Origin of the sequence: Streptomyces sp. NPDC058457, assembly GCF_042720695.1 — a bacterium.
In the GTDB taxonomy this organism is placed as follows: Bacteria; Actinomycetota; Actinomycetes; order Streptomycetales; family Streptomycetaceae; genus Streptomyces.
The window spans coordinates 185,800-193,116 of record NZ_JBHXLU010000011.1; the positions used below are offsets into that span (position 1 = coordinate 185,800).

The window sequence follows — 7,317 nt, forward strand, 5'->3', positions numbered from 1 at the left end:
GAACACCACCCGAAATGAACATTCAATGCGTTCACTAGACCGACTTTCGCACATAAAAAATGTTCGTTACGGTGGCCGGTATGGATCGTTCGCTTCGAGCCGCCCGTGTGGCGACCTTCGTCTACTTCATCCTCTGCGGCACCCTGACGGGCACCTGGGTGGTGCACATCCCCGCCGTCGAGGAACGTGTGGGCATCAGCCATGCGACGCTGGGCGGCCTGCTCGTGCTGCTGGGGCTAGGGGCCTTCCTCGGTATGCAGGTGGCCGGGCGTCTGGCCGACCGCCTCGGGGCGCGGGTGGTGGTCCCCGTCACCGGCGTTCTGTGCAGCGCGGCCCTGGTGCTGCCCGGCCTGGCCCGTGATCCCGGGACGCTGGCAGGGGCCCTGCTGGTCTTCGGCTTCGCCAACGGCTGCCTGGACGTGAGCATGAACGCCCACGCCGTGCACGTGGAGAAGGCGTACGGCCGACCCGTCATGTCGGCCTTCCACGCCATGTTCTCCGTCGGCGGCGTCATCGCCTCGCTCGTCGCAGCAGGTGCCGCGAGCGCCGGCATGAGCCCGGCCGCGGCCATGGGCGCGCTGGGAGCCGCAGGCGTCGTGACCGCACTGGCGTCGGCACGCGCTCTGCTGCCTGCCACGCCGCCACCCGCCGCCACCAGCTCCCCGGAAAAGGAGCAGGCCCCGGCCGTGCAGCCGCACAGCACTCCCGGAGGCATCGGGATCCTCGCCTGCCTTGCCCTCATCGTCATGCTGTGCGAGGGAGCCGCGAACGACTGGAGCGCCCTGCACCTGAAGGACGTCCTCGGCGCACCCGCGAGCACCGCCGCCTTCGCATACGGCACCTACGCGGCGACGATGACCATCGGCCGGCTGCTCGCCGACCGTCTCGTGGCCCGGTTCGGGTCGATGGCCATCCTCCGCTACGGCTCGGCGACGGCCGCCGTCGGCATCACGATCGTGGCTGTCTCCCCCTGGATATGGTCCGCGTTCGCCGGGTGGGCACTGTTCGGCCTGGGGCTGTCCGGCTGTGTACCCCAGTTGTTCAGCGCAGCCGGTCACGCCGACCCCTCCGCCGCCGGCGCCAACGTCTCCCGTGTCGCCGGCCTCGGCTACGTCGGCATGCTCGCCGGCCCTGCCGTCATCGGCTGGACGACTCATCTCGTGCCACTGAACCACGCCTTCGTGCTGCTGGCCCTGCTGTGCGTGATCACCGCTGCGGCCTCGGGAGTCCTGCGCACCGAATCCGATCTCACACGCGAGATGGCACACAGCAGCCACTGACCGCCTGTGCGGCACGACCCCTGACACCGTGCCGCACAGGCCCTCTCCTTGCGTCCAGCCTGTTGCGGCCCCGCAATGACTTGGGCGGAAGCGGTACGGGCTCTAGGTGTCACCGCCGCCATCGGGCCCGTTCAGGACGATGTCGTCGGCGTAGTAGCTGCCCTGGGCGTACCAACCGTGCACGTAGATCGTCGCGCTGGTCTGGGAGGCGCCTGTAGTGAAGGAGACGGTCAGTCGGCTGTATCCGGAGGGGGAAACGGTCCAGGTGGAGACGCCGCCGTTCACCCCCAGGTAGACGTAGGAGCCGCGGACCCAGCCGCTGAGTGAGTAGGTGGTGTGCGGCCGTACCGCGACGGTCTGGTCGCACTGCGCGGTGTCGCGCGAACTCACCGTCCCCTGGAGGGCTTTGGAGCCCGCATGGACAGGGGAGGCAACGATCGAGCCCGGGTTGCCGGCGCAGTTCCACGGCGAGAGGCCGCCCGACTCGAAGCCGTCGGCCAGGACGTCGGTGACCCCGACCGCGCCCGGTGCGGCCGGTGTCGGGGCGGCCGACGCACTCGCCGAGGGAGCCGCCGGGGTGGCCTCGGTAGGGCCGGGGATCAGGAGGGAGCAGCCGAAGCCGACGACGGCCGCCGCGACGACCGCGATCACCACGGCCGCCCGGCGCTGCCCGGGCCCCAGTCGCGGCCGGTCACCGGAACGCGGCGGGCGGGTGTCATCGTCGAGCGCAGGAAGTTCCTCCGTATTGATGCCAGGGAAAGGCGGGAGTTCCTCCGTCTCGCCGTCGGTCGGGGTGTGACGCACGGGTGCGGCCACGGTTGCATGACCGCCGCGGTAGTCCTTGTCCTGGCGTATTTCCTCAAGCAGTTGGGCCAGCGCGTCGGTGTTGCGCGGGCGCAGCACGCGGATGGGCTCCAGCGCGGTGCGGTCGTCCGGTGCGTCGGACGCGGGCGGTGTGGGCACGGTGCTCTCCTTCCGTCCCGTGGCAGAGACCGGAGGTGTCCCTGCGGAATTCATACGCACCGCCCGCTCCGGAGGTTCAGCCGACGCCACGCCCGTGGCCCCCCGCCATGACAAGGCTGCCGACTGCTACCAGGCCGCCGTCGCCCTGTCCTCATCCCTTCCTCGCGGCTACACCCCGCCTTCCTCCTCCGTCGCGCCGTGGAACCGCTCCCGGTACGCCCGCGGCGACCGCCCGTACCGGCGTTTGAACGCGCGGGAGAAGTACAGGCGGTCGCGGACGCCGACCTCGTGGGCGACCTGGCCCACGGCCAGGTCGGTGAAGCGAAGAAGGCGGGCGGCCTCCATCATCACGCGCTCGGTGATCAGGGTCCGTGTCGGGCTTCCGGTCACGCCGGACAGGGCACGCCACAGAGCGCTTTCGGAGACGCCCAGTTCGCGCGCGTAGTGGCGGACGTCGTGGTGGCGGGCGAAGTCGCGTTCCAGAAGGACATTGAAGCGCCGGTACAGACGGAGGTCGGGGTCGTCCTTGCCTCCGGGGTCCGACGACTCGCCTTGGTCGTACCAGCGACCGATCCACGACAGCACCGTCAGCAGCAGGTGCCGGTGGACGTCGTCGCTGGAGGCGGACAAGGGGCGCCCGGTCTCCGCGGCGAGTGCCCCGATCACGGCGTCGAAGTGCGCGGCGTCCTCCGGCGGGACCTTCACCACCGGCCGGTGGCGGGCGGTGAGCAGGCGGCCGGGGTGCGAGCGAGGGGACAGCCCCTCGTGCAGCAACTCGTCGCCGAAGCGCACGATCGCCCCGGACAGTTCCCTCGCGTGCTCCAGGAAGTGCACCGGGCCACGGCCCAGCACCAGCACCGTGCCGGGGCCGACGGCCGTGCGCTCGCCGTCCACCAGGTGGACACCGGTGCCGCTCCTGGTCCAGAACAGCTCGTGGTACGCGTGCCGGTGCGGGCCCCGGACGGGGCAGGTCTGGATGCTCAGGATCGCGTCGTCCAGAGGGATCACGTGGAGGGCGAGGTCCGCCGCGGACAGCCGGGCGGTCAGCAGCCCGCGGTCGCCCGGCGGCGGGACGCTGGCAGGGTCAGTACGCAAGGTGGGGGTGCTCCAGCGGACGGCGGCGGTCGGCGGCAGGCGGCGATGCGCACGGCGCACGGGTGGCGCGTGGTGGTCCCGGAAGCCGCCGGTGTCCCGGCCATGATTTCCGTCGGCCGCCGACGATGTCCAGACAAATCCGAAGGTGGGCCGTCAAGTGCACGGAGAATCCATACTTCCGCGATCCAGGTCCATGGGCGGGCGCGGTGGACGTGACAAATCCTGGGCAGTGCCCGGCCGGGCCGTACGTTCTGTCCACCCCTCCAGGAGACCCACATGATTGGTCGTCGTTCCCTGATCCGCCGCGGAGGTGCCGCCGCCGGCGCACTCGCCCTGGGAACCGGAGCCGGAGCCGGTCTGGTCACCGCGGCCCCCGCCTCCGCCGCATCCGGCAGTACCGGCTTCCTGCCCCTGCCGGAACACGTGAAGCCGCTGCCCGACACCGGCGACGGCTACCGGCTGGAGCGCGTCGGCCGTAACGGCTACGTCCTCGTGGCAGGGATCGTGCAGTGCGTCTTCGTCGTCACCCGTGAGGGTGTCGTCCTCGTCGACGCGCCTCCCGCCGCCCGTGCGGCGATCCGTGCCGCCATCCCGTCGGTGACCGACAAGCCGGTCACTCACGTCATCTACAGCCACGACCACGCGGACCACATCGGCGCGGTCGGCGACCATCCCGGGGCGACTCTGATCGCGCACAAGGACTGTGCCGCTCTCCTCGCCGCCTACGCCGACCCCGCCCGGCCGGTGCCTCACCGGATCATCCGCGACCACCACAAGGTGATCCACATCGGCGGAGAGGAGATTCACTTCATCTACCCCGGCCCCAACCACGAGACGGGGAACATGATGATCTACTTCCCCCGGCTGCGGCTGGCCCACATGGCCGACGTGGTCATGCCCGGCTGGGCGCCCTACCGTGCCTGGGGCAACGCCGACAACATTCCCGGCCTGCTGACCGCGCACGACGCGATCCTCGACCTCGACTTCGACACGTTCTGCGGCGGTCACGTGTACCGCACCGCCACCCGCGCCGAGGTCGCGCAGTCCCGCGAGTTCTTCGTGGACATGTGGTCCACGACCGTGCGGAAGAGCAGTGAGATCTCGTCCGCCGACGCGGCAGCAGGGGTGGCCGAGAAGGAGAACGTCTGGGCCGTCCAGAAGGTCTGGATCGACCGGATCGCACAGTCGGTGACCTCGGAGCTCATCGACCGCTGGGGTACCAGGATCGCCGCGGTGGACACCTTCACGCCGGACTGTGTCGGCGCCCTGGTCGTCTCCACCTTCACCGACGCGCCGGTGAACTTCCCCTGACGGCGATGCCGTCCTGCCCGCCCGCGGTGCGACATGAGGCGCGTCCCGGGCGGGCGGGAACGGCGGCAGATGCGGAGGGGAGATGCCACCCCGAACGGGCCGGGTCCGCCGAGACGTCCGGTGCCGAGCCGGTCGTCGGAGACCTGCGCGACAGCCGGCGCGGCGAGGGCCGTGCGCCGGGCCTCGGCCGTCGGCAGCGGGCGGGGATCGTCGCCACCGCCGACGGCGAACGGCAGTGCCCCGCACGCTCTCGTCACCTCGGCGAGGGCCGCCCGGGTCCGGGGGAATCGCATCCGTGCTCGTACGCTCGGCGCCGCTGTCCGCATGGCATGCACCCAGATGCCGAGCGGGCCGCGCCCCGGTGTCGACCGGTGCGCTGTCCGCTCGGCATCACCCTTGCGGGGTGCGCCGTCTGCTCCGTGGGGAAGCCCGGGAGGTGATCGCACCGGCCGGGCGTGGCGGACGGGTCAGCCGACGGAGGCGGCCGCCTCCGTGATGACCCGGGTGACCACGTCGGGGCGGGTGACCAGGGACAGGTGGCCCGCCTTCACCTCGGTGACGTGCGCGCCCGCGCGCCGGGCCATCGCCAACTGCTCGGCAGGCACGATGACATGGTCGGTGGTGCCGACCACGGCCCAGGACGGCAGGGACTTCCACGCCGGGGCGCCGGAGGGTTCCGAGCCCGCGCTGACCGCGAAGGGGCGCTGGCCCGCCGCGAGGAGACGCGCCCGGGCAGTGGGCACACCGTTGGCGAAGCAGCCCTGGAAGCCCTGGTAGGTGCCGTTCGCGTCCCACTTGAGGTACGCGTCGACGTCGCCGGACGGTCCGCCCGGGTAGGGAACCAGGTTCAGGAACGTCGACGGATCGGCCGTGACACACGAGCCGGGCTCGGCCGAGTTGATCTGGAAGACGGTCTCGCCCTCGGCGGGGATGTACGCGTCGTCGTAGACGAGCGCCTTCACGTTGTGGCTCTTCGTCGCCGCGTTGGTGATGACGAAGCCGCCGTAGGAGTGGCCGACCAGGACCACCGGGCCGGGGACGGTCGCCAGGAACGACGCCAGGGCCTGGGCGTCGGAGGCGACCCCGCGCAGCGGGTTCGGCGGGGCGTAGACCGTGTAACCGGCGTGCTGGAGGCGGCCCATGACCGCGTTCCAGCTGGAGGCGTCGGCCCACGCGCCGTGCACCAGCACGATCGTCGGCTTCTTGCCGGTGTCCGTCGCGGCGGCGGCCGGCGCCGCGGTCACCTGTGAGGCCGAGGCGAACAGGCCGACGGCGGCAACGAGCACGCAGGACGCGGCGAGCACTCGCCCGCGTGCCGTTCCCGGTCGGGGCAGCTGTCTCATGTGCTTCTCCTTCACCGGTCAGGCGGTGACGCTGCGGACGGCCTCGCGGACCAGGTCCGCGACCTTCTCGGGGTGCGCGAGCATGACCAGGTGCGAGGAGTCGACCTCGACCGTGGTCATGCCGGCGCGCTCGTAGCCGTAGCGCTCGACGTCGGGGTTGATCGTGTGGTCCGAGGACGACACCAGACCCCAGGACGGCTTGGTCTTCCAGGCCGCGACCGGGGCCGCCTCGGCGAAGGCGGCGCCGGCCAGCGGGCGCTGGGAGACGGCGAGCACCATGGCCAGGTCCGGGTCCACGTCGGCGGCGAAGATCGCGGGGAACTTGTCGATCTCGACGGTCACGTCGGTGCCGGGCTCGTCCGAGCCCTCGACCGGGAACGGCGTGTACACCAGGGCCGGGGCGAGCTCGGAGTCCGGGAACCTGCCCTGCAGTTCGCCGAGGCTCTCGCCCTCTTCCAGGGCGTAACCGGCCAGGTAGACCAGGGCCCGCACATTGTCCTCGGCGCCCGCGACGGTGATGACGGCACCGCCGTAGGAGTGACCCACCAGGACGACGGGACCCGAAACGGCGCGGACGACCGAGGCGATGTAGGCGGCGTCGCCGGTGAGGCTGCGGTTGGGCACGGCCGGGGCGAGCACCTTCAGGCCGTCGGCCAGCAGTTCGGGGATGACCCTGGCGAAGCTGGACGCGTCGGCGAAGGCACCGTGCACGAGGACGACGGTGGGTGTGGAGTCGGTCATGAGATTTCCTTGTCGGCTGTCCGGGGGCTGGGGCGGGCGGCTAGTGCGGGTCGACGCCGATGTCCGTGTCGATGTCGTATCCGGCTTCCGCGTGGTCGGGGGCGGGGTGCGCGATGTCGGTCCCCATGTCGAAGGCCGCCGTCTCGATGGCCTCCTCCAGTTCGGCTTCCTCGCGCTCGGCCCTGGTCCGGCGGTGGTGCTCGGTCAGCTGGTCCTTGAGGTGCTTCAGGCGCGGGTGGCCGTCGCGTGCGGACGGCTCGGACGGCTCGTTCGTGGTCACGCCGGCTCCCGGGTCAGCCGGTGTACAGGGCCTCGTGCAGCGTGCGCACGGCCAGGGAGATGGCGGCTTCGGCTGCGTGGGTCTCGCGCAGGGCGTTGAGCATCACGAAGTCGTGGATGATGCCCTGGTAGCGGACGGCGGTGACGGGTACGCCGGCTGCGCGGAGTTTGTTGGCGTAGGCCTCGCCCTCGTCGCGCAGGACGTCGGCTTCGCCGGTGATGATCAGGGCCGGGGGCAGGCCGGTGAGCTGTTCGGTGGTGGCGCGCAGCGGGGAGGCGGTGATCTGGGCGCGTTCGCTCTCGTC

General features: G+C 71.4%; 7 protein-coding genes and 1 pseudogene. 2 read left to right on the top strand and 6 right to left on the bottom strand.

Features of this window, described 5'->3' with window-relative positions:
- Window positions 1-80 precede the first annotated feature (80 nt).
- On the top strand, window positions 81-1,280 hold the full coding sequence (locus tag ACFWPS_RS12620; RefSeq protein WP_383703999.1) for an MFS transporter: 1,200 nt from the start codon (window positions 81-83) through the stop codon (window positions 1,278-1,280).
- A 111-nt stretch (window positions 1,281-1,391) separates the two neighbouring features.
- Here ACFWPS_RS12620 and ACFWPS_RS12625 read toward each other — a convergent pair.
- Together ACFWPS_RS12625 and ACFWPS_RS12630 are read right to left on the bottom strand one after the other, a co-directional pair.
- Window positions 1,392-1,883: pseudogene (locus ACFWPS_RS12625) on the bottom strand (carbohydrate binding domain-containing protein); the annotation flags it as partial.
- 528 nt (window positions 1,884-2,411) lie between these two features.
- Window positions 2,412-3,338: an AraC family transcriptional regulator gene (locus tag ACFWPS_RS12630; RefSeq protein WP_383704001.1), complete on the bottom strand. Its 927-nt coding sequence runs from the start codon at window positions 3,336-3,338 to the stop codon at window positions 2,412-2,414.
- Window positions 3,339-3,614: 276 nt separating this feature from the next.
- Here ACFWPS_RS12630 and ACFWPS_RS12635 point away from each other — a divergent pair, with 276 nt between their 5' ends.
- Complete coding sequence (locus ACFWPS_RS12635; RefSeq protein WP_383704004.1) at window positions 3,615-4,649, top strand: MBL fold metallo-hydrolase; 1,035 nt, start codon at window positions 3,615-3,617, stop codon at window positions 4,647-4,649.
- Between the two features lie 467 nt (window positions 4,650-5,116).
- Here the strand turns inward: ACFWPS_RS12635 and ACFWPS_RS12640 are convergent, their stop codons facing one another.
- The 4 genes from ACFWPS_RS12640 to ACFWPS_RS12655 all read right to left on the bottom strand — a co-directional run.
- Window positions 5,117-5,992, bottom strand: coding sequence for an alpha/beta fold hydrolase (locus tag ACFWPS_RS12640; RefSeq protein ID WP_383704007.1), 876 nt, complete (start codon window positions 5,990-5,992; stop codon window positions 5,117-5,119).
- Window positions 5,993-6,010: 18 nt separating this feature from the next.
- Window positions 6,011-6,733 (bottom strand): alpha/beta fold hydrolase, encoded by a 723-nt coding sequence (locus tag ACFWPS_RS12645; protein ID WP_383704010.1) that lies wholly within the window; start codon window positions 6,731-6,733, stop codon window positions 6,011-6,013.
- Between the two features lie 40 nt (window positions 6,734-6,773).
- Window positions 6,774-7,013: a hypothetical protein gene (locus ACFWPS_RS12650; RefSeq protein ID WP_383704013.1), complete on the bottom strand. Its 240-nt coding sequence runs from the start codon at window positions 7,011-7,013 to the stop codon at window positions 6,774-6,776.
- A 13-nt stretch (window positions 7,014-7,026) separates the two neighbouring features.
- Window positions 7,027-7,317 (bottom strand): alpha/beta hydrolase (locus ACFWPS_RS12655; RefSeq protein ID WP_383704016.1); only part of this gene is annotated, 291 nt, incomplete at its 5' end.